Origin of the sequence: Variovorax sp. CF313, assembly GCF_000282635.1 — a bacterium.
In the GTDB taxonomy this organism is placed as follows: domain Bacteria; phylum Pseudomonadota; class Gammaproteobacteria; order Burkholderiales; family Burkholderiaceae_C; genus Variovorax.
Genome location: NZ_AKIW01000097.1, coordinates 40488 through 61296 on the forward strand (window position 1 = coordinate 40488; position 20809 = coordinate 61296).

The 20809-nt window shown below is 68.0% G+C and carries 18 protein-coding genes; 9 read left to right on the top strand and 9 right to left on the bottom strand.

Going from position 1 to position 20809, the window contains the following annotated elements:
* Positions 1 to 141 precede the first annotated feature (141 nt).
* On the bottom strand, positions 142 to 1947 hold the full coding sequence (locus tag PMI12_RS23055) for a sensor histidine kinase (RefSeq protein WP_007837247.1): 1806 nt from the start codon (positions 1945 to 1947) through the stop codon (positions 142 to 144).
* 19 nt (positions 1948 to 1966) lie between these two features.
* Complete coding sequence (locus tag PMI12_RS23060; RefSeq protein ID WP_007837248.1) at positions 1967 to 2635, bottom strand: response regulator transcription factor; 669 nt, start codon at positions 2633 to 2635, stop codon at positions 1967 to 1969.
* A gap of 239 nt (positions 2636 to 2874) precedes the next feature.
* Between PMI12_RS23060 and PMI12_RS23065 the strand changes: the two genes are divergently transcribed.
* From PMI12_RS23065 to PMI12_RS23080, 4 genes are all read left to right on the top strand, one after another.
* The gene (locus PMI12_RS23065; protein WP_007837254.1) at positions 2875 to 5022 is read left to right on the top strand and encodes a hypothetical protein; all 2148 of its coding nucleotides are present in this window, start codon (positions 2875 to 2877) and stop codon (positions 5020 to 5022) included.
* 150 nt (positions 5023 to 5172) lie between these two features.
* Positions 5173 to 5799: a DUF938 domain-containing protein gene (locus PMI12_RS23070; RefSeq protein ID WP_007837256.1), complete on the top strand. Its 627-nt coding sequence runs from the start codon at positions 5173 to 5175 to the stop codon at positions 5797 to 5799.
* A 182-nt stretch (positions 5800 to 5981) separates the two neighbouring features.
* The gene (locus PMI12_RS23075; protein ID WP_007837258.1) at positions 5982 to 6272 is read left to right on the top strand and encodes an HU family DNA-binding protein; all 291 of its coding nucleotides are present in this window, start codon (positions 5982 to 5984) and stop codon (positions 6270 to 6272) included.
* A gap of 123 nt (positions 6273 to 6395) precedes the next feature.
* Positions 6396 to 6926, top strand: coding sequence for a C40 family peptidase (locus PMI12_RS23080; RefSeq protein ID WP_007837260.1), 531 nt, complete (start codon positions 6396 to 6398; stop codon positions 6924 to 6926).
* 4 nt (positions 6927 to 6930) lie between these two features.
* On the opposite strand, the gene PMI12_RS23085 is transcribed toward PMI12_RS23080, so the two are convergent.
* The 5 genes from PMI12_RS23085 to PMI12_RS23105 all read right to left on the bottom strand — a co-directional run bounded on the left by PMI12_RS23085 (position 6931) and on the right by PMI12_RS23105 (position 12670).
* Positions 6931 to 7614, bottom strand: coding sequence for a DUF2894 domain-containing protein (locus tag PMI12_RS23085; RefSeq protein WP_007837261.1), 684 nt, complete (start codon positions 7612 to 7614; stop codon positions 6931 to 6933).
* Complete coding sequence (locus PMI12_RS23090) at positions 7589 to 8242, bottom strand: OmpA family protein (RefSeq protein ID WP_042674078.1); 654 nt, start codon at positions 8240 to 8242, stop codon at positions 7589 to 7591. The genes PMI12_RS23085 and PMI12_RS23090 overlap by 26 nt, the downstream gene beginning before the upstream one ends.
* Positions 8242 to 10602, bottom strand: a complete 2361-nt coding sequence (locus PMI12_RS23095; protein WP_007837263.1) for a DUF802 domain-containing protein — start codon at positions 10600 to 10602, stop codon at positions 8242 to 8244. The genes PMI12_RS23090 and PMI12_RS23095 overlap by 1 nt, the downstream gene beginning before the upstream one ends.
* Positions 10599 to 11309, bottom strand: coding sequence for a DUF3348 domain-containing protein (locus PMI12_RS23100; protein WP_007837265.1), 711 nt, complete (start codon positions 11307 to 11309; stop codon positions 10599 to 10601). Before PMI12_RS23100 ends, PMI12_RS23095 begins: the two co-directional genes overlap by 4 nt.
* 113 nt (positions 11310 to 11422) lie before the next feature.
* Complete coding sequence (locus tag PMI12_RS23105) at positions 11423 to 12670, bottom strand: FAD-dependent oxidoreductase (RefSeq protein ID WP_042674069.1); 1248 nt, start codon at positions 12668 to 12670, stop codon at positions 11423 to 11425.
* 227 nt (positions 12671 to 12897) lie between these two features.
* On the opposite strand from PMI12_RS23105, the gene PMI12_RS23110 reads away from it, so the two are divergent.
* From PMI12_RS23110 to PMI12_RS23130, 5 genes are all read left to right on the top strand, one after another.
* Positions 12898 to 14973: a carbon starvation CstA family protein gene (locus tag PMI12_RS23110; protein ID WP_007837268.1), complete on the top strand. Its 2076-nt coding sequence runs from the start codon at positions 12898 to 12900 to the stop codon at positions 14971 to 14973.
* Between the two features lie 4 nt (positions 14974 to 14977).
* Complete coding sequence (locus PMI12_RS23115) at positions 14978 to 15184, top strand: YbdD/YjiX family protein (RefSeq protein WP_007837269.1); 207 nt, start codon at positions 14978 to 14980, stop codon at positions 15182 to 15184.
* A 204-nt stretch (positions 15185 to 15388) separates the two neighbouring features.
* The gene (locus PMI12_RS23120) at positions 15389 to 17548 is read left to right on the top strand and encodes a TonB-dependent receptor (RefSeq protein WP_007837270.1); all 2160 of its coding nucleotides are present in this window, start codon (positions 15389 to 15391) and stop codon (positions 17546 to 17548) included.
* A 115-nt stretch (positions 17549 to 17663) separates the two neighbouring features.
* Positions 17664 to 18083 (top strand): sel1 repeat family protein, encoded by a 420-nt coding sequence (locus tag PMI12_RS23125; RefSeq protein ID WP_007837271.1) that lies wholly within the window; start codon positions 17664 to 17666, stop codon positions 18081 to 18083.
* Between the two features lie 151 nt (positions 18084 to 18234).
* Positions 18235 to 18510 (top strand): hypothetical protein, encoded by a 276-nt coding sequence (locus PMI12_RS23130; RefSeq protein ID WP_007837272.1) that lies wholly within the window; start codon positions 18235 to 18237, stop codon positions 18508 to 18510.
* Here the strand turns inward: PMI12_RS23130 and metC are convergent.
* Entirely contained in the window at positions 18483 to 19730 is a 1248-nt protein-coding gene (gene metC, locus PMI12_RS23135; RefSeq protein WP_007837274.1) for a cystathionine beta-lyase, read from the bottom strand. The two genes, PMI12_RS23130 and metC, sit on opposite strands and share 28 nt — an antisense overlap.
* Before the next feature lie 45 nt (positions 19731 to 19775).
* The gene (locus PMI12_RS23140) at positions 19776 to 20786 is read right to left on the bottom strand and encodes a Bug family tripartite tricarboxylate transporter substrate binding protein (RefSeq protein WP_007837276.1); all 1011 of its coding nucleotides are present in this window, start codon (positions 20784 to 20786) and stop codon (positions 19776 to 19778) included.
* Positions 20787 to 20809: the final 23 nt, after the last annotated feature.

The following is a 20809-nucleotide window of genomic DNA, read 5'->3' on the forward strand; positions in this document are numbered from 1 at the left end:
AAACGAATCAGTTGTGCACGGCTTCGTCCTTGCCGCCATCGGGCGACCGTTCAAAGGCGGTGATGGTGATGGTCATCGGAGATCCAGACTCATTGCCAAAATCACATTGTCAGAATCCCGTTCTTCCTGTGCGCTTAGTGCTTAAGCCATGGGCAAACTCAGCTCGACGATGGTGCCATGCGGCTGCGCATGCTGGACGACAAGGGCCGCGCCGATGGACTGCGCCCGTGCCCGCATGTTGCCCAGGCCGTGGCCGGACACGCGGCCCTGCTCCGCGGAAATACCGGCTCCGTCGTCCTGCACGCGCAGCTCGAGCCGGTCGGGGCCTTCGACCCGCCTTGCCGTCACGCGCACGGTGGTGGCCGCTGCGTGCTTCAGCACGTTGGTGAAGGCTTCGAGCAGGATGCGCTGGACGTTGAGCACCGTGGTCGGCGTCAGGCTGCGCATCTCGGGCAGCGCCGCCACCTCCCATTCGACCCGCAGCCCCGCGGCCTCCAGCCGCGGCTGCAACCGATAGCGCAGCGTGGCGAGGACCGTGGCGAGGTCGCCGTTCACCGGCTGCAGCGAATCGACCGCCATGCGCAGTTCGTCGAGCGCCGCGTGAGCCTGTTCCTGCAGCGCCTCGGCCGCGGCGCCGCCTTTCTTCATCATGCTGAGCAGTCCCACCAGATGTGCGCCCACGCCATCATGGATGTCGCGCATGATGCGTTGGCGCTCCTGCAGCGCGGCCTGCTCCTCGCTCTGACGCTGCTGCAGCCGATGGGACTCGCCGAGCTCGGCTTCCCGCTCGGCGATGCGCCGCGCCAGAGAGGCATTGAGCTCCCTGTATGCGGCCACCTGGCGAACGTAGTGCCCCACGACCGTCCCGCCCATCGCCAGCACCAGGAAGAACACGGCCAGCGGCAGCATGGCGTAGGACATCGAACCCGACTCGGGAATGCGGACCACCATGAAGTCGCGCGCACCGGCGACGATCGCCGTGACGCCTGCCAGGCACATCAGCGTCGACTCCCACGTGGGCGCCATCCACATCTTTCGCACGATGCTGTACATCATCACCATCGCCGGCAGTAGCAGGCTGCCGAGCACCAAGGTGTAGATCAACGGCTGGTGCCACAGAAAGCTGGCCGTGACGGCGCATACGCACAGCCCCAGGTACACCCAGAAGGCAACCCGCATCCAGGGGCGCAGCTCGGCGATCGCCACCATGACGAAGCGCGCCATCAGCAGCAGGAGCACGCATAGCGCGATGCCGCCGACCGCGCCCCAGGCCGGCCACGGCAGCGGCGGCGTGATCAGCAGCCGGCCGGAGATGGTCGTCACCCCGAACAGCGAGATCAGCGCGAAGATGCCATACAGGCCCTCCCGGTGCTGCCACCACAGGCCGCCCGCAATCAGCCCCATGAACACGAGTGCCCAGGTGATTGCGGTGGGAGCGGACTGGCGCCAGAGTTCATTGGTGCGATACATCGGAACGACCACCGACTGGACGCCGAAGATGACCGCGCTGAGTCCGCCCCAGCGGCCGGGCTGCACCGCCGCATCCACCTGCAGTTCGGTGGGGGCGTCATGCGAGAGCAGGGCGGCCGGCACGGTCATCAGGACCGGTAGCTTGGCCATGTCCGTCGATTCATCGCCCAGCTCGCCCAGCTTGGTCACCAGATGGCCGCCGACGCGCACCTCGACCTGGTTGCCGATGCGCGGAAAAAAAAGCGCGTATGGCTCCGCACCGCGGACCGGCGGCAGCATGAGCTGATAGCGGGCCCTGCCGCCGCTGTGCGGGTGGTCGATGTCCCACCGATGTGGCAGGGCGCGCTCGACGGGCGCCTCGGCCGGGCTTCCATCGGGCCAGAGCGTGACGAGCGCACGGTCGATCTGCACGAAGCCCGCGTCGGCCCCACCGCCCGCATCGCCGGCATTGCCCGCTTCGGCGCGCGGAGCGGCCAACAGCAGCGCGAGCGCCAGGCTAGCGATCCAGCAAGCCCAGTTGACGGGCCTCGAAGACCGCCTCGGTTTTCGAATGCACGGCAAGTTTGCTGTAGATGCTCTTGACATGGGTCTGGATGGTACTGAGCGAAACGCCGAGCAGGCTCGTCAGTTCGGGGTAGGTATAGCCGCGGGAGACTAGGGCGAGGACTTCGGTCTCGCGCGGCGACAGCGAGGCGACGGCGGGCGCGGCCGCAGCGATCGGCGCGGCCGTGCCGGGCGCCATGCGAGTCAGGAGCTGACGCGCAATGATCGGCGACATGGGCGAGCCGCCGGCGTGCAGCTGCAGTACGTGGCGCGACAGATCGTCCTCGGTGCCGTCCTTGAGCAGGTAGCCGCGCGCGCCGGCCTCGAAGGCCCGGATCATGTTGGCCTCGTCTCCGAACATCGTGATCACCATCGTCTCGGCCTTCGGCGCGAGCTGGCGGCACCACTCGATGACCTCGAAGCCCGAGCCGTCGGGCAGGCCGAGATCGACCAGCAGCACGTCGGGCCGTCCCTCGCGCAGCCAGGCATGGATCTCGCCGGCCGTGGCTGCCGTGAACACCAGTTCCAGCGCCGGGCTCTGGGCCACCGCGCTGCACAGGCGCGCGCGCGTGCCGGCCTCGTCCTCGACCAGCGCGACGCGGACGCGGTCAATGGCGGTCATTGCACAGCGCGGCCGCAGGGGGTGTCGCGAGCACAGTTTTCATTCAGGTCTCTTTCCTGGGAACCGGTGAGTGACAGGCCCGCACGCAGGCGCGCGTGGGCTTCCGATGCGCGAGCTTTGCCTGCTTTGCACAGGCCGCGTATCCCGCGATCAGGGGAGGCGGCCTTCAGCCATCTTTCGCACACTGCGCTCCACATTTTGTGACATCCGGCTCTGTTTTTTTACGAGGACCTCCCGACATGACATCTTTCAAGAAAACGCTGTGTGCGACTGCGGCAAGTACCAGCCTGGTGTTGTTGGCCGCCTGTGGTGGCGGCGGCGGCGGGGGCAGCGGCGCCGCCCTGTTCCCCGTTGCCGGGTCGCCGCCAGCGGCCCCGCCGTCGACGCCGCCATCGGCGCCGCCAGCCTCGAACCCGCCGCAGACCTCATCGCAGCTGTCCGGCGTGGCCGCCACCGGCGCGCCCTTCGCGGGCGCCAGCATCGTCGTCGTCGACCAGACCGGCGCCACCGTGTGCACGACGCAGACCGACATCGCAGGGGCCTACGCCTGTCCTCTGCCCGCCAGCGCCAAGGCCCCGCTGGTGATCACGGCCCAGCGCGACGACCTGACGCTCTACAGCACGACCGCCAGCACCACGGGGGGCACGGCCAACGTCTCGCCATTGACCACCATCATCGTTTCCCGGCTGTCGCCGGACGGCAACCCCGCCAGCCTGGCCGGTGCCATCCAGGCGAACCCCGGCGCCCTGACCGAAGCCTCGATCCAGCAGCAGGTGACGAGCCTGGTGGCCGCCCTCCAGCCGCTGCTGAGCACGCTGGGCCAGGGGACCCTCGATCCGGTCTCCGGCGTCTTCGTGGCCGACGGCACCGGCCCGGACAAGGTGCTCGACGCCATCTCGGTGAGCGTACGCCCCGACGGCACCGCCGCCAACATCGAGATCACGGTCAAGACCGTCCCCGCGACCGAAGGCAGCGCGCCCGTTTCGATCACTTTCCGTTCCAGCGACAGCACCACGCCGACGCTGCCTCCGATCGCGGCCGGCGATCTGGCGCAGGTCCCGTCGCCCGCGGCGGTCGCGGCGCTGTTCGACAAAGTCACGGCATGCTTTGCACTGCCGCTGTCGCAGCGCGTCAACGCGCCGAACGACACGTCGGCCGTGACGGGCACCGCCACCGACGTGATCGCGCCCGCCTGCCGCACGATGTTCGTCGGCGACGACCCCGGCACCTACTACCAGAACGGCTCGTACGTGGGGCGCGACGGCAGCAACGCCGGCGCCTTCGCGGGCCTGTTCAGGCCCGGCACCACCGGACTCAAGTGGGACCGCGGCAACTTCGAGCACGTTCGCGCGAACGGCGACCTGCTCCTGAGCTACCGCACGACGGACGTGTCCGGCAACGTCGACTACGACACCATCGTTGCGCGCAACGTGAATGGCACGCTCAAGCTGTCGGGCAACGGCTACACCTATGCCGCCCGCGTGCGGCCTTATTCCGAACATCGCGAGCTGATCAACACGCCGGACTTCAGCTACTACACGACGGGCTACAACGTCAACATCGACAACAAGACGGACGGCAACGGCAATTCGATCTTCAGCCAGGTGGTGCTGACGACCCCCACCGGCTCGACGCGGGTCTACCTGCCGACCGCGGGGCTGTCCTATCTCGTCGCCGCGAAGGACGATGGCGTGACGCCGACATCCGGCAGCGTCTTCCGCCTGCGCGGCGAGTACCAGAACACCGCGACGGCGGGCAACCCGAGCGACAGGGAGAGCAGCCTGTTCTTCCTGAACCCGCAGTACAGCGACGCGCAGATCAGCGCGCTGAACGACCAGAGCGTCTGGAAGCTCGAGTTCGTGCCGGTGGGCGGCGCTGTCGGCAATCCCGGCAATGTGACGCAGTCCTACCGCACGCTGTCGCGGGCGCAGAGCATCGGGGAGATCCGTCAGGTCGCCTTCGTCGGCCTGACGGCGGCAATGCGCTCGCAGCTGATCTCGGCAAGCTCGGCCACGGGCAACCTCGTCTTCGGTGCGCCAAGCCAGAACGATCCGAACCTCATCGACTTCAGCGCCGACGGCAACCTGGACGCGTGGACCGTGCCGCAAGGCGCGCTTCCCCCCACGTCGTTCACGGCGTACGGGCGCGCACCGAGCCCCGGCCCGGGCCAGCAGGGCGCGCGCTTCAACGACAGCACGGGCGTTGCGAGCCAGGCACGCTCGGTGGTCCTGCGCTGCTCGACGCAGACCGTGAACGATCTGCACTGCGACAGCAGCCTCGGACTGCAGTACGCCGCGGGCACGTCGGTCAACAACTTCGAGCTCTGGGCACGCACGTCCCGCCAATTGGAGATGAGCAAGAAAGTGGCGCTCTACGAGTTCCACTGAATCGGCATCGAGCCCGTTGCACGGCCCCGCCTCGGCGGGGCTTTTTCATTTGCGGGTTGGCGCTCGATGCACGGTAGCCAGGCCTTCATGGCAACATCGAAATACCCTTGCCCCGATGTCCTTCAAACAACCTCATCAAAATCCCCTCGAATGCCCGACCTTCCCCATAGCCCCGCCGCCGACCGCAACAAGCAGCCCATTCTGGACGCGCTGATCCACCTCCTCGGCGAGCGTGGCACTGTGTTGGAGATTGCGTCCGGTACGGGGCAGCACGCCGCCTGGTTCGCGGCAACCATGACTCAATGGGTATGGCAACCCACCGACGCAGATGCCCGCATGCTCCCCGCGATTGCAAGCCGAGTCGCGGAAGCCGCGCGACCGAATCTCCGCCCGCCGCTCCTGCTCGACGTGATGGCCCCTCGATGGCCATTGCAGGGTTCCGCACCCGCTGAAGAAGAAAAGAAGTTCGACGCGATCTACTGCGCCAACATGCTGCACATCGCGCCCTGGACCACATGCGCTGCCTTGATGCAGGGGGCCGCGCGGCATCTGCTTCCTGGCGGCGTGTTGATCACGTACGGGCCGTATCTGGAAGATGAAGTTCCAACGGCGCCGGGCAACCTCGCGTTCGACGAAGATCTGCGCGCCCGAAATTCCGCATGGGGCATTCGCCGCGTGGAAGACGTGACGGCAGAGGCGCACCGAGCAGGCCTCGTGTTGCGCGAGCGGCACGCGATGCCCGCGAACAACCTGCTGCTGGTCTTCGGCTTCCGGTGAATGCGTGGGTGCAGTCCGTTGCGCTGCAGATTCTTCCCGCGCCAGCGTGCATCGATCACGATGTTTCACTTTTGAAACGCGCGCATGTCCCGCTCCCTCGGCGGGGCGTTTAAAGTTCGAGCCCGGTGCGCTCCGCGCCACTCATTTCCCTTCAACCGTCCGATCGAAGAAAGAACCTCATCTTGAACAAGACCGACCTCATCACGGCCATTGCCGCCGACACCAACCTCAGCAAGGCCGACGCCGCCCGCGCGCTCGACGCCACCATCGAAAACCTGTCGCGCGCCCTGGCCGGCGGCGACACGGTGCAACTGATCGGCTTCGGCACCTTCGCCGTGGCGAGCCGCCCCGAGCGCACGGGCCGCAATCCGTCGACCGGCGAGCCGATGACCATCAAGGCCAGCAAAGCGCCCAAGTTCACCGCCGGCAAGGCGCTGAAGGACGCGGTCAACGCGCCCGCCGCAGGCCAGTAAGAGCTTCTTTCCTTCCTCCGTGGCGCCGGCGCAGCAGCGCACGGCCTGCGGAGGGGCCGTCTTCAGGTAGCCGTCGCGTTCCGCGCTAGAGTCCGTGCACGTTCACAAGCTCAGCCATCAGACATGCCCGACGCACCTGTGCCAACGCAACGTTCCCACGCGCTCTTGCTGCCGCTGTCGCAGTGGCTGCTTCGACTCCTTCCGATAGGGGCCTGTCTTCTGGTTCTGGGCTGCGCAGGCCCCACCGGGCCACGGCCGGGAGCCGCCGTCACCAGCACGCTGACGGCCGAACAAACCAACAGCATCGCGATCCATGCACTGGGGCTGGTCGGCACGCCGTACCGCTATGGGGGCAACACGCCGGATGGCGGCTTCGACTGCAGCGGCCTCATCGGCTACGTCTATCTCAACAGCGTGGGGCAGTCGCCGCCGCGCACGGTGGCGCGGATGGCGTCCTTCGGCAGTCCGGTGGCGATGTCCGACGTTCGCACCGGCGACCTCGTGCTCTTCGGTTCGTTCGCACCGACGCATGCCGGCATCTACGTGGGCGGAGGCCGCTTCGTGCATGCGCCGTCGACCGGCGGCGAAGTGCGGCTCGACAGGCTCGACGGCGTGTATTGGTCGCGCCAGCCGACGCAGGCTCGGCGGCCCTGAGGGTTCAGGCGGACTTGCCGCGACCGCTCTTCCTGGCAGGGCCCTCGGTGCGCGGGCTCGCCGCGCCCGCCGCGGCGCTGCTGCCGTTCAACTGATCGACCCACGACAACGCATCGACATACGACATGAACCGGTTGAGGTATTCCGGCGACAGGTCGCGCATCAGCGTGAGCGAACGGTGCACGAGGTGATGCGAGTTGAGGGGGCCCGCGTTCTCCGGCACCTTCGCCAGTGATTGCGTCAAGCGCCGATCCGCGCTGAGCCTGGACCATGTGCTCTTGAAGTAGCGGATCGACTTCAGTTCGGTGGAAGGCGAAAAGGCGGGGAGGCCGCGTGCCGCATTGCCCGCCGCGGGCGGCGAGCTGTCGCCAGGCACCGGTGCATGCCGGGCAATGTGATCGACGAGGCCGGCGAGCGCCCCGCGCTCTGGTGCGGCTTCCTGCTTCGCAACATCCGCTGGCTGTGCCTTTCCAAGATCCTCGCCGTACACGGCAAGCAGCGTGGCGACCTTGTCGTCGAGGATGCGCCGGGCCTCGCCGCTGTACGCGGCCGCGCGCCTGGCCATCGCTTCGATGACACGAAAGCGTACGGGATCGAAACGATGATCGCCGCGCTTGATCGATGCGGCGACCATCGCGGCGGTGTCGAGGCACGTCTCGTGATCAGTCACGGGGCTTTGCGCTGGCATTGTTGGAGGGCCTCGGCGTGGGCGCCATTTCCACGCGCCTGTTCTTCGAGCGCCCATCGGCATCTGCATTCGAGGCCACTGCCTGCTCAGATCCGAACGCCGCCGCGAAGATCGACGACGACGGTATGCCCGATTCGATCAGCGCCCGCGTCACCGTCAAGGCACGCTGCGCCGAGAGCTCCCAGTTGTCTGCAAACTGGCGCGCGTTGTCGCGCATCTGCCGGTCGTCGGTGAAGCCGCTCACCATCAGGATCTCGTCGCGCGACTTGAGGTACGCGCTCAGCGGCGCGGCCAGGCTCTTGAGCAGTTGCCGGCCCTCGGGCTGAAGCTCCGCGGAATTGAAGGCAAACAGCACGCTGCCGCTGATGCCGATGCGGCCGTTGTTCAGCGTCACGCGGCCGGCTGCGAGCGGCCCCGCGAGAGCTTGCTCCAGCGTTTGCCGGCGCTTGGCCTCGGCCTGCCGCTGCTTGACCTCGGTCTCCAGCCTGGACGCGAGCTCCAGCTGCATGCCGATCGCGCACACCAGGATCAGCACGAAGGCACCGAGCAGGCCCGCCATCAGGTCGCCGAACACCGCCCACACCGGCACGCCCGGTTCGTCGAAGCCGGCATCGAGGTCTTCGCGCATCATGCTTCGCTGTCCACCGGTGCCTGCTGTTGCTGCCGGCTGGCGATCTGCTGCATGTCTTCGACAATCTGCTTTTGCGACATGATGCTCAGGTCGATGACTTCGCGCGCCTGCGCAACGTAGTAGGCCAATTGCTCGTCGCTGCGCGTGATGGACTTGCCCAGCGCGCCTTCGATGCGCTGCAGGTGGCCCACGAGCTTGTCGTTCGACTGGCTGAACAGCTGCACGGCAAGGCCGAAGGCTTCACCGAGGCTCGCAACTTCGACGGCACTGCCGGTGATCTGCGCGGCAACGGCGGCCATCTTCTCGGACTCCGCATCGGCCTTTTCGGTGAAGCGGCTGCCCACGCGCTCCAGCAGGTCGGCCGATGCGGACACCAGCGTGTCGATGGCCGTGCGCTGTTCGGTGGAGGCATGGTTCACGGCATCGAGCAGGGTGGCCAGCGTTTCGAGGATGCGGCTGCGCTCTTCCAGCATCGCGTTGTCGCGGGTCATGCTGTCGGCGAGTTTCTGGCGCAGCTCGGTGACAACCTCGGCTGCGGCGCGCGGTGCTTCCGCTGCGGCTTGCAGCAGCTGCGCGATCTCGGCGACGGTGTTCTTCGCATGCGCCTCGGTCTGGGCCGACATGTCCCGCGCGGTTTGCGCCATGGCGTCGATCAGTTGCTGCTGCTGGCTCGCGTTGTGTGCGCCGGCCTGCTGCCATTCCTGCTGCAGCGATGCGGCCATGGTGGCCAGCGATTGCGTCCACGCCAAGAGGCGCTGTTCGTCGCGCGATGCCATCTCGGACACGATCTCCGCCGCGGCCCGTGGAGCTTCCGAAGCCGCCTGCAGCAACTGGGCGATCTCGGCGACGGTGCTCTTCGCGTGCGCTTCGGTCTGGGCCGACATGTCGCGCGCGGCCTGCGCCATGGTGCCGAGGAGTTGTTGCTGCTGGCCCGCGTTGTGTGCGCTGGCTTGCTGCCATTCCTTTTGCAGCGAGGCGGCCATGGCCGTGAGCGATTGTGTCCAGGCCGCGAGGCGTTGCTCGTCGCGCGATGCCATGTCGGTCTGCAGCCTCGCGTGTGCGCCATCGACCGTGTCCAGCAGCGACGCGGAGTGCTGTGCAAAGGCGGCGGCGGCCGACGACAGGGCCTGGCGCGCATCGCCCGAGAGTTTTTCGCTCACGCGCTGATGCTGCGCAAGCGCGCTGCCCCAGGTGTCCGACACGTTGCCCACGGCGCTCTCGAGGCGGGCGGAGACGGTGTCGACCAGCGCAGCCGAGCGTTGCTCGAAGGTCTGCGCGAATTGGTCGTGCGAGCTGCGCATGTCCTTCGACAAGGCTTCGCTCGTGCGCTGGTGTTCAGCGAGCGCTGTTTTCCAGGTATCGGCCACGCGGGTGGTGGTGGCCTCGAAGCGGGTCGACAGGCCGTCGAGCTGCTGCTGCACGGTCTGCGAGATGGTGTCGTGCAGCGTGGCCGTTTCGCGCGCGATGCCGGCCATGGTGGCTTCGACGACCGGCTGGATTGCCGCGCCGGCGACGCGTGCGCTCTCGGTCAGGCTCTGCTTCAGCGACTGGTCGACGGAAGCGGCGAGGCTGCCGTACACGGCCTCGGCCTTGCTGTGGAAGAGGTCCTGGCTGGTGGCGAGGCGTTCGTTCAGCGCGTGGCTCTGGCGTTCCATCGCCAGCATCATGGCCTGCAGTTGGCCGACCAGCTCGGGCATGGCGTGGGCCTGCTGCTGCAGCAGCTTGAACGATTCCTCACGCTGATGCGTGAGCGAGAAGACGCGCAGGGTGGTCGCGATCTGGGTGTCGAGCAATTGCCCGGCCTGCAGCCGCTCGCGCCGGCTCAGCGCCGAGGCCAGGCCCAGCATCGCCGACGCGGCCACGCCTGCCACGGAGGTGCCGAAGGCCAGTCCGAGGCCTTTCACGGGAGCGGACAGCGAGTCGCGGATGGTCTGCAGGTCGGTCGAGCTTTCCAGCGCGAGGCCGGTGCCCTTGAGCGTGACCACCATGCCGACGAAGGTGCCGAGCATGCCCAGCAGCACGAGAAAGCCGGCGAGGTACGGCGTCATCGCCGGGCCGGGCAGGCCGACGCGTTCGCCCTCTATGCGCAGGCGCACCGCGTTGCGCAGCGAAGGATGCAGCCGGCCGAGCCATGCGCCGAGGTTCTCTGGCGGGGTGGAGAGGTCCGCCACGGCCTGCGTCAATGTGGAGGTGGCCTGCTGGAAGCGATGAAGTTCCAGTGCGCCCATGAGGTAGGACGCGCCGATGATCGCGGTGACGGCCAGCGCCAGCGGGTTCGTGCCGATGTATCCGGCGCCCACCCAGCCGACGACGGCCAGGCCTGCGACAAAGACGGCGTATTGAAGGAAGCGGGTCATGGGGTCCTGGTGGCCTGGGTGCGAAGTGCTTCGAGCAGCCCTTCGACCGGTTGAAATCGAAAGTCCAGTTCGGCGAGCAGCACGTCCTGGGCGTCTTTGCGGAACACGTCCAGCCACGCATCGGGGGGCTGGGTGCCGCTGTCTGTCTCTGCTTCGTCAGGCGTCCCGGCGGCCTTGCGCAAGCGCTCGAAGTGCTTTTCGAGCATCCCGGGCACGGCCGACAGCAGGCTGTGCTCGCGCGCCTCCAGCACCTGCGCCATGACCACGTCCACCGATGCCAGCCGGGCCATGGCCGGCGATCTGGCTGCCAGCGCCGAGCGCAGCCGGCTGCGCAGCGAACCGACACCGGCCTCCATCGCCTGTTGCCGGGCAAGGTAGCGCCGGCGGTACGGGGTGAACTCGGGCGTCGCGTCCTTGCCGGTGCCGAAGGTGCTGTCTTCGGCGATGGCATTCGCCAGGGCGGTGCGCACGCGTTGGCATTCGCCTTCTTCGGTGTTGCGGGGAGCGCGGGTGCCGGGCTGTGCCATCGTTGCCGGTGCGCCATCGAGCGCCGCGGACAGCGAGATGGCATCGGTCCAGCCGAACCACTGGCTCAGTCGGTCGGCGGTGGGTTGTGCGGGTTCGCGAGCATCGATGTCAGCCAGTCGGGAAAGCAAGCGAATGAGCGCCGAGCCGTTGAAACTTGTGCGCCTGAAAACTTGCCCCATACCGCTTGAACGCGCCTGATCGAAAAACCTGGCAGTCTACAACAGCGACCTCTCGCAGAGGCCTGCCCGGCGGCCTCCCCAGGCCCCGGCTGTGTAACGAAATGCCAGTTCCATCACGCCCGCGGCGACTTCACGTGCTCGGGCCGCACGCCCATGCCCACGGTCCGCGCCGGCAGCCTGCGCAGCAGCGGCCAGCGCGCCAGCAGCCGCAGCGGCCAGGGCAGGTGCCCGGAGCCGGACGCCAGCTCGCCGCCGAGCACGGGCACCAGCACGCGGTCCTGTATCAGGCGCTGCGCCGCCTGCGTCACGCGCACCGGCCATTCCCGGCGGCGCTGGAGCTGGGGCAGCAGGGCGTCGATTTCCTTCTCGCTCGCGGCGCCGGCCAAGGCCTGGGCCAGCAGGTTCGCGGCGGCCACGGCGTCCTGTACGGCGAGATTGATGCCGACGCCGCCCACCGGCGACATCGCATGGGCCGCGTCGCCGATGCACAGCAGCCCGCGGCACGACCAGGCCTCGAGGCGGTCGACCGTCACCTCGAGCAGCTTCACCGCGTCCCAGCCGGGCAGGGCCGATGGCAGCCGGGCGGCGAGAAAGGGAGCGACCTTTCCGATCTCTTCATGGAACGCACCGATGCCCCGGGCCTGCAGCGCAGCGTGGCCGCCCTTGGGAATCACGAAGGCGCATTGCCAGTAGTCGCCGCGGTTCAGCATCGCCAGGAAGCGCCCGCGCGCGATGTAGCCCCCGGTGGTGGAGGGGTCGCCGGCCTGCTTGGGAATGGCCATCCACAGCGCGTCGATGGGTGCGCCGTAGCTGATGTGCGGCAGCGCCGCGGCATCGCGCAGCGCGGAATGCCGGCCATCGGCCGCCACCACCAGCGAGGCGTGCAGCTCGACATCCTGCGGCTGGCCCGCGCGGGCGCCGCGCCGCACCTTCACGCCGTTGACGCGTCCCTTGTCCTGCAGCAGGCCGATGACCTCGGCATCGGTCCACAGCTCGAAGCCCGGATAGCGCCGGGCCTCGTCGCACATGAAATCGAGGAACTCCCATTGCGGCATCAACACCAGGAACTTGCTGTGCGAGGGCAGGTGCGTGAAATCGGCCACCGGGATGCAGCGGCCTTCGAAGGTGACGCGCAGTTCCTCGATGCGGTCGTGCGGGCGCTGCAGGAAGACGTCGAGCAGGCCCAGCTCGTGCAGGATCTCGAGCGTCGACGGGTGCACGGTGTCGCCGCGAAAGTCGCGCAGGAAGTCGAGATGCTTTTCCAGCACGACGACGGGCACGCCGGCCCGGGCCAGCAGAAGGCCCAGCACCATGCCGGCAGGACCGCCACCTGCGATGCAGCAGCGTGGTTGTGTGTCCATGGCTTCGATTCTTTCGCCCCCTGATCGCGTCCTGATGAGGGCTCACATGTTCGCGCCTGGTCCGGTTCCTGCGTGTAGGCCCGCAGGCATTGCACTGCGGGACGGCGCCTGCCGTACCCGGGTTTTCCATTACGCAAAGCCACGCATGCACTCCGCGCAGTCCGACGGATGCGCCCGCGCCGAAGCCCGGCAAAACTCCTCGGGTTCAATATAGAGGAGACATCCGCATGCACAGCATCCGACGCCATCTGGTGTGGCTGGTCGTGGCCGTGGTCGGCGCATTCGCGCTCGGCACCGTGGCCCTGACCCGAGGCGAAAGCGTCAACGCCCTCTGGGTGGTGGCCGCCGCGATCTGCACCTACCTGATCGCCTACCGCTACTACAGCCTGTTCATCGCCGACAAGGTGCTGGGCCTGGACGGCAACCGCAAGACGCCGGCACACCGCCACAACGACGGCCTGGACTATGTGCCGACCGACAAGAACGTGCTGTTCGGCCACCACTTCGCGGCCATCGCTGGTGCGGGCCCGCTGGTGGGTCCGGTGCTGGCGGCGCAAATGGGCTACCTGCCCGGGCTGCTGTGGATCCTGGCCGGCGTGGTGTTCGCCGGCGCGGTGCAGGACTTCATCGTGCTGTTCATCTCCACGCGGCGCGACGGCCGCTCGCTCGGCGACCTCGTCAAGCAGGAGATGGGCGTGGTGCCCGGCATGATCGCGCTGTTCGGCACCTTCATGATCATGATCATCATCCTCGCGGTGCTGGCGCTGATCGTGGTGAAGGCGCTGGCCGAATCGCCGTGGGGCACCTTCACGGTGGCAGCGACGATTCCGGTGGCATTGTTCATGGGCGTGTACCTGCGCTACATCCGCCCGGGGCGCATCGGCGAGGTGTCGCTGATCGGCTTCGTGCTGCTGATGCTGGCCATCTTCGGCGGCCAGGCCGTGAGCCAGAACCCCGAGTGGGCCCCGCTCTTCACCTTCGACGGCAAGGCGCTCACGTGGATGCTGGTGGGCTACGGCTTCATTGCCGCGAGCCTGCCGGTGTGGCTGCTGCTGGCGCCGCGCGACTACCTGTCGACCTTCCTGAAGATCGGCACCATCATCGCGCTGGCCATCGGCATCGTGTTCGTGATGCCTACGCTGCAGATGCCGTCCGTCACGCAGTTCGCGCAGGGCAACGGCCCGGTGTGGGCGGGCAGCCTGTTCCCGTTCCTGTTCATCACCATCGCCTGCGGCGCCGTCTCGGGCTTTCATGCGCTGATCTCCTCGGGCACCACGCCCAAGATGCTCGACAACGAGCGCCATGCGCGCTTCATCGGCTACGGCGGGATGCTGGCCGAGTCCTTCGTCGCGGTGATGGCGCTGGTCGCGGCCTCGTGCATCGAGCCCGGCATCTACTTCGCGATGAACAGCCCCGGCGCGCTGGTCGGCACGACCGCGCAGCAGGTGGCGGCCACGGTGTCGAGCTGGGGCTTCGTGATCACGCCCGAGATGCTGCTGCAGACCGCCAAGGACGTGGGCGAGACGACGATCCTCGGCCGCGCAGGCGGTGCGCCGACGCTGGCTGTGGGCATGGCCCACATCCTTCATCAGGTGATCGGCGGGCAGGCCATGATGGCCTTCTGGTACCACTTCGCGATCCTGTTCGAGGCGCTGTTCATCCTCACGGCTGTGGATGCCGGCACGCGCGCCGGCCGCTTCATGCTGCAGGACCTGCTGGGCAGCTTCGTGCCCGCGCTCAAGCGCACCGATTCGCTGCCGGCCAACCTCGTCGCCACGGCGCTGTGCGTCGCGGCCTGGGGCTACTTCCTGTACCAGGGCGTGGTCGATCCGCTGGGCGGCATCAACACGCTGTGGCCGCTGTTCGGCATCTCCAACCAGATGCTGGCCGCGGTGGCGCTGATGCTGGGCGTGGTCGTGCTGTTCCGCATGAAGCGCGAGCGCTATGCGTGGGTGGCGATTGCGCCTGCCGTGTGGCTGCTGGCGTGCACGCTCACGGCGGGCTGGCAGAAGATCTTCTCGGCCGACCCGAAGATCGGCTTCCTCTCGCATGCGGCCAAGTACACCGACGGCATCGCCAGCGGCGTGCTGGTGGCTCCGGCCAAGACGCCCGAGGCCATGTCGCGCATCGTGTTCAACGACCGCCTCGACGCGGCGCTGTGCGCGCTCTTCATCTTCGTGGTGCTGAGCGTGCTGGTCTACAGCATCAAGGCCTGCCTGGCAGCGCGTGCGGCCAACCGGCCGACCACCAAGGAGACGCCGTTCGAGCCAGTGGCCGCTGCCGCTGCCACGGCCGCGCACTGACGCCATGGGCCTCGCATTGCCGGAAGCCGGGCGCTACTTTGCGCGCTCGCTCAAGCAGTCTCTGCGGCTCATGGTCGGGCTGCCCGACTACGACGCCTACCTGACGCACATGGCGGCCACCCACCCGGACCGCGCGCCGATGAGCTACGAGGCCTTCTTCCGCGAACGGCTGGAGGCGCGCTACGGGGCAGGCAAGGGGCGTTGCTGCTGACGCGCCGCTGCATCTAGAATGCTGCGGTCGCGCGACGCGATCCCTTCGCCCAAAGCCCCGGCCATCGAGCCGGTGCGGGCCGGCGAAGGCACCCAACCCAGATTTCCTCCAGGCAGGGCGTACACGGTTTCTCCATCCGAGCGATGGGGAGCCGGTGTGGCGCTTCGCGATTTCAAAAACAAATCGCCCTGAGGGAATTTCGCCATGTCCGTCCGTTCTCGCGCGCCGCGTTTTCGCCTGCGCCATCCGTCCCTGTTCGTTGCCGCCCTGGCCGCCGCGCACTGCGCGGCACAGGCCCAGAGCGCTGATGCGACGCTCAAGGAAGTGACCGTCAGCTCCGAGCAGGACGTCGGCTATGCGCCGTCCATCGGCAGCACTGCCACCAAGGGCTCCGCGCCCCTGCGGGACATTCCGCAGGCGGTCAACGTGGTGCCGGCGCAGCTGCTGCGCGACCAGGGCGCGACTTCGATGCAGGACGCGCTGCGCAACGCGCCCGGCGTGTCGTTCAACGCGGGCGACGGCCAGCGCGACCAGGTGGTGATCCGCGGCTTCACCGCCATCGCCGACTGGTTCGTCGACGGCGTGCGCGACGACGCGCTCTACTTCCGCGATCTCTCGGACACCGAACGCATCGAGGTGCTGAAAGGCCCGGCCGCAGTGTTGTACGGCCGCGGTTCCTCGGGCGGCCTGATCAACCGCGTGACCAAGAAGCCGGCCTTCGACCGCGCCTTCGGCGAAGTCTCGCTCGGCCTCGGCACGCACGACTTCAAGCGGCTCACCACCGACCTCAACACGCCCATCGGCGAGAACATGGCGTTTCGCCTCAACGTCGCGCGCGAGAAGTCGGGCAGCTACCGCGACCAGCAGTTCATCGACCGCTACAACGTCGCGCCGTCGCTGGCCATCAAGTTCAGTCCGCAGACCGATCTGCTGCTGCAGTACACCAACGCCTACGACCAGCGGCTCACCGACTTCGGCATTCCGGCGCTCAACGGCCGCCCGGTGAACGTGCCCATCGGCACCTACTACGGCTCGGCCTTCGGCAAGCGCGACGACACCACCACGACGAAGGTGCAGTCGTTCACCGCCACGCTGAACCACCGCTTCAGCGACACGCTGAGCCTGCGCAACACCACGCGCTATTCCAGCTACGGACTCGACCGCTACAACACGCTGCCCAGCGGCACCACCGACCCCGTTCGCCTGACCGTGGGCCGCACGCGCGGCTTCATCCTGCGCGACGAGAGCGGCTGGTTCAACCAGACCGACCTGACATGGCGCAACGAGCTCGGCGGCTTCAGGCAGGAATGGCTGCTGGGTGCGGAGTTCGGCCAGCAGGAGAAGCGGGCGTACTCCGTGTCGTCGGCCACCGGCTTCGAACGCGTGAGCATCCTGAATCCGGTGGCCGCGCCCGCGCCGATTCCGCTCGCGAGCTACACGGCCAGCAGCGCGATCCCGAGCAACACGCGCTTCAAGACCGCCGCGCTCTACGCGCAGGACCAGATCACCCTGGCACCGCAGTGGAAGGCGCTGGTCGGCGGGCGCTACGACGTTTTCGGGCAGGACACCTCGTTCGAACGCACGCTGGCGCCGTTGTCGCGCACCGATCGCAAGTTCAGCCCGCGCGCGGGCGTGGTCTGGCAGCCGAGCGAAACGCAGTCGTACTACGTGTCGTACAGCCGCTCGTTCCAGCCTTCGGCCGAGACCTTCGCGCTGTCGGCCAGCAACACCGCCAACGACCCCGAGATCACGGTGAACAAGGAGATCGGCGCCAAGCTCGACTTCCTGGATGGCGCGCTCAACCTCACTGCGGCGGTGTTCAACCTGGAGCGCTCGGGCATCAAGAACACCGACCCGACCAACCCCGCGCGGCAGATCAACGTGGGCACGCAGCGCACCAACGGCATGGAGCTGGCGCTGGCCGGCAAGCTGCCGGGCCGCTGGGACATCAGCGCGGGCTATGCGTACCTCGACGGCCGCATGACCAAGTCGCTGGCCACGGTGAGTTCGCTGCAGTTGCCGGTTGGAGCGGCGATGCCGGTGCAGGGCAAGATCGCGCCCCTCACACCGCGGCACTCGGCTTTCGTGTGGCTCATGAAGGACCTGGGCAACGGCCTGAGCGCGGGCGGCGGCGTCAACTACGTGGCCGCGCGCTATGCGTCGCTGAGCAACCTCGTCACGCTGCCTTCCTATGTCACGGCAGACCTGGCCGCGAGCTACAAGACCGGGCGCTACGAGATTTCGGCGAACCTGAAGAACATCACGAACCGCAAGTACTACGTGTCGGGGCATGGCAGCGTGGACAACCTGATCACGCCGGGGCCCGGGCGCGAATTGCAGGTGATGCTGACCGCGAAGTTCTGAGGCACGGGCGCGGGCTCAGTCTCCGGCTGAGGCGGCCTGTGCGAAATCCGGCTTCTCCATTCGGCGCGGCCGCGCGACGATGCCTGCACGACAACACTATTCGTGGAGAACATCGATGCCATCCGAACTCAACCAGATGACCGGCCTGTCGCTGCGCTTTCGCGTGCTGCTGTCGGGTGCGTTGTTGCTGGTGGCCGCGCTCAGCGCCGCGCATCCTTCGGATGCGGGCGTCGAGCTGCAGGCGGAACAGCGCTTCCAGCTGGCCCTCGAAGCACAGGCCGACCGCGACTACCGCGCGATGCTCGTACAGCTGCGGCAGGCCGCCACCGAAGGCCACGCCGAGGCGCAGGAGATGCTCGGCATGGTGCTGCTGACCGGCCCGACGCTGTACGGCACGGCCGTGAAGGCCGACCGCTGCGAGGCTGGGGCGTGGATGCGCCGCGCGGCAATGCAGGGCAGCGAGACGGCGAAGGTGCAGCTGACCTTCCTGAACCGGCTGCGTGCCTCGCCTGCGGGGAAGAGCGCCTGCGAATGAACGAATCCGCCCTGCATCGCCGGGCTCGCGAAGATTTCGCCGCCGCAGGCGGGAAGTTGGCCTACTCGCAGCGTCTGCGCCCGCGCATGGGCGAAGGCCGCGGGGCAGCGCAAGCTCGGGGCTCGATCATTCCGCTACGAGGATCTTGACCATGCGCAAGCCGACGACTCTCCCACGCCATCCCGAGGACGTCACGCAACTCGATGTGTCCCAGGCCGTTCTCGAGGACGAGGAGAACCCCAGCGCCCTGCGCGCACTCACGCCGCATGAACGCGCCTTGCTGTTTCCCGCGCGCGAGGGCTGGGGCGCCGTGTGCGGTCGAGCCGTGCGCAGCCTGACTAGCAGTCCCGTGAAACTGCTGGGCGCCGCGGCGGTGGTGGGGCTCGCGCTGGCCCTGGCCTACGCGAGGCGCCCGGACCGGGCTTGAGCGTCCGCGCCGTGCTGCTGCCGGGTTTGCATTGCAGCAAACCCGCGCTCCAGATCGGCCATCAGATCCGAGGGCGCCTCCAATCCGATGTGCAACCGCACCACCGCCCCGCGCCCGCTCCAATCCGTCACGCTGCGCGCCGCACGCATGTTGGTCCACGCCACCAGGCTTTCATAGCCGCCCCATGACGAGCCACGCCCGAACAGCGTGAGTGCATCGACGAAGCGCTCGACCGCCGCGCTTTCGATGCCTGGCTGCAGCTCGATGGACAGCAGCCCGTTCGTGCCCTTGCAATCGCGTTTCCAGAGGTCGTGCCCCGGGTGTCGCGGCAGTGCCGGGCAGAACACGGCCGCCACCTCGGGCCGCTCCTGCAGCCAGTGCGCCACCTCCAGCGCATGCCGCTCGTGCATCTGCAGCCGCGCCGACAGCGTGCGCATGCCGCGCAGCACCAGCCACGCGTCGTCGGGGCTTACGGTCATGCCGAACGCATCGCAGCGTTCGTTGAGCGGTCGCCATGCGGCTTCGGTCGTGGCGACGGTGCCCATCATCACGTCCGAGTGGCCCGAGAGGTACTTGGTCGCGGCCATCGTCGAGATGTCCGCGCCCAGCGCGAGCGGGCGGTATTGGACGCCCGATCCCCAGGTGTTGTCCGCCGCGAGCAGCGCGCCGCGCGCATGCGCCAGTGCCGCGAGCTTGGGCAGGTCGCACATCTCGTAGACCAGCGAGCCGGGGCACTCCGCATACACGAGCCGCGTGTTCGGCTCGAACAGTTCCCCGATGCCGCTGCCATCCGCTGCAAAGAACGAGCTGCGGATACCGTACGGCTCGAGGAAGGAATGCACGAGATTGCGCGTGGGCTCGTACACGCTGTCCGACATCAGCACGTGGTCACCCGGCTTCAGGTACGACAGCAGCACCATGCCGATGGCGGCAAGGCCGGTCGGAAAGAGCCGTGTGCGATAGGCGCCTTCGAGTTCGCTCACCGCATCCTCGAGCGCGAAGGTGGTCGGCGTGCCGCGTGCGCCATAGCTGAAGATGCGCTCCTCGTCGCGCCTAGCCCGCGCGTCGCGCATCGCGCCCACGCTGTCGAACAGCACGGTGCTCGCGCGCACCAGGGGCGTGTTGACGGGCGATCCGCCGGCGTATGACGGCGTCTTGCCGGTGCGTGTGAGCCGGGTATTGAGCGCCAGGCCGGCGGGGACGGAGTGCGAATCGGACATGGTTGGGGAGGGGCGAAGGGAGGTTGGGCCGCCATGTTGCGTCAATCAGTCGGCGCGTGCACCCGAAAGCTTGACGATGCGCGACCAGCGGTCGATGTCCTGGCGCAACTGCGCCGCGAAGGCGTCCGGCGAATTGGCCACCACCTCGCTGCCGCCGTCGGTCACGAGCTTGCTCACCTCGGGCAGATGCAGCGTGCGCACGATGGCTTCGTTCAGGTAGGCCACGCGTTCCGGCGGCGTGCCGGCGGGCGCGAAGAAGCCGTACCAGTCTTCGAAGCGTGCACCGGCATAGCCCAGCTCTTCCAGTGTCGGCACCTTCGAGAACACGCCGATGCGGCGCGGGCTGGTCACGGCGAGCACGCGCAGCTTGCCGTTCTGCACGAAGCCTGCGACCGAAGCGGTGGACGTGACCAGCACGTCGACCTGTCCGCCGAGCAGGTCGGTCAGTGCCGGCCCGGCGCCCTTGTAGGGCACGTGCGTCATCTCCACGCCGTTGTCCTTGGCCAGCACCACGCCGACGAGGTGCGACAGCGTGCCGTTGCCGGGCGTCGCATAGGTCACCTTGCCGGGGCTGGCCTTGGCCTTCGTCGCGAGGTCGGCGAAGCTCTTGAGGGGCGAGCTGGCGTCCACCACCAGCGCGAGCGGTGCGGCGTTGATCTGCGTGATGGGAATGAAGTTCTTGATCGGGTCGAAGCCCGGCGCCGCGTACAGCGTGGGGTTCACGGCCATGATCGACACCTGCGAGGTGAGCACGGTGTAGCCGTCGGGCCTGGCGTCGGCCACGGCCTTGGCGCCGATGTTGCCGCCCGCGCCGCCGCGGTTGTCGACCACTGCCGCCTGCCCCATGATTTCCGGCAGGCGTGTGGTGACGAGGCGCGCCGTCGCGTCGTTGCCGCCGCCGGGGGGGAAGGGCGAGATGAACTTCACCGTCTGCGAGGGGAAGCCGTTGCGTGGCGCCAGCGGTTCGGCGGCGGCTGGCTGCAGGGCGAGCGCCGCGAGCCATGCGGCGGCGACGGCATAACGGGCGATGTGCAGGATGCGGCTGGCGAACGGCATGGCGGAACTCCTGGAATAGGAAC

Bases quoted from the DNA above. Each gene is read 5' to 3' on its own strand.
- PMI12_RS23060 (WP_007837248.1), bottom strand. From the start codon at position 2,635: ATGACCGCCATTGACCGCGTCCGCGTCGCGCTGGTCGAGGACGAGGCC.
- PMI12_RS23065 (WP_007837254.1), top strand. From the start codon at position 2,875: ATGACATCTTTCAAGAAAACGCTGTGTGCGACTGCGGCAAGTACCAGC.
- PMI12_RS23070 (WP_007837256.1), top strand. From the start codon at position 5,173: ATGCCCGACCTTCCCCATAGCCCCGCCGCCGACCGCAACAAGCAGCCC.
- PMI12_RS23080 (WP_007837260.1), top strand. From the start codon at position 6,396: ATGCCCGACGCACCTGTGCCAACGCAACGTTCCCACGCGCTCTTGCTG.
- PMI12_RS23085 (WP_007837261.1), bottom strand. From the start codon at position 7,614: ATGCCAGCGCAAAGCCCCGTGACTGATCACGAGACGTGCCTCGACACC.
- PMI12_RS23090 (WP_042674078.1), bottom strand. From the start codon at position 8,242: ATGCGCGAAGACCTCGATGCCGGCTTCGACGAACCGGGCGTGCCGGTG.
- PMI12_RS23095 (WP_007837263.1), bottom strand. From the start codon at position 10,602: ATGACCCGCTTCCTTCAATACGCCGTCTTTGTCGCAGGCCTGGCCGTC.
- PMI12_RS23100 (WP_007837265.1), bottom strand. From the start codon at position 11,309: ATGGGGCAAGTTTTCAGGCGCACAAGTTTCAACGGCTCGGCGCTCATT.
- PMI12_RS23105 (WP_042674069.1), bottom strand. From the start codon at position 12,670: ATGGACACACAACCACGCTGCTGCATCGCAGGTGGCGGTCCTGCCGGC.
- PMI12_RS23110 (WP_007837268.1), top strand. From the start codon at position 12,898: ATGCACAGCATCCGACGCCATCTGGTGTGGCTGGTCGTGGCCGTGGTC.
- PMI12_RS23115 (WP_007837269.1), top strand. From the start codon at position 14,978: ATGGGCCTCGCATTGCCGGAAGCCGGGCGCTACTTTGCGCGCTCGCTC.
- PMI12_RS23120 (WP_007837270.1), top strand. From the start codon at position 15,389: ATGTCCGTCCGTTCTCGCGCGCCGCGTTTTCGCCTGCGCCATCCGTCC.
- PMI12_RS23125 (WP_007837271.1), top strand. From the start codon at position 17,664: ATGCCATCCGAACTCAACCAGATGACCGGCCTGTCGCTGCGCTTTCGC.
- PMI12_RS23130 (WP_007837272.1), top strand. From the start codon at position 18,235: ATGCGCAAGCCGACGACTCTCCCACGCCATCCCGAGGACGTCACGCAA.
- metC (WP_007837274.1), bottom strand. From the start codon at position 19,730: ATGTCCGATTCGCACTCCGTCCCCGCCGGCCTGGCGCTCAATACCCGG.
- PMI12_RS23140 (WP_007837276.1), bottom strand. From the start codon at position 20,786: ATGCCGTTCGCCAGCCGCATCCTGCACATCGCCCGTTATGCCGTCGCC.